1 protein-coding gene is annotated in these 206 nt (G+C 44.2%); it reads left to right on the top strand.

Annotation, left to right across the window (positions count from 1 at the left end; all coding sequences use genetic code 11):
- Positions 1–206 (top strand): hypothetical protein (locus tag FRY97_RS23080; RefSeq protein WP_211356983.1); only part of this gene is annotated, 206 nt, incomplete at both ends.

Genomic DNA, 206 nt, shown 5'->3' with positions numbered 1-206 from the left:
CCGCAACGGCAACCGCTTATGGGTTTAGACAAAGAGAAGCTGGTTTTTGGGAAAATAGGAAAGAAGGTGGTTTTTTGGGTCGGATGGCGTATGGAATGGCAAATGGCGTAAATGTGTTAGGTCGCCAGACTTTTTACGGCAGAGGTGAACAGATTCCAACATTGGATGGTTTTTCTGTTACGAAAGGTTCTAATGAAGCGATAGAT

It is taken from the genome of Phaeodactylibacter luteus (genome assembly GCF_007993045.1).
Lineage (GTDB): Bacteria > Bacteroidota > Bacteroidia > Chitinophagales > Saprospiraceae > Phaeodactylibacter > Phaeodactylibacter luteus.
Note: the sequence above shows the minus strand (reverse complement) of the source record. Positions and strands in the feature narration are given on the sequence as shown.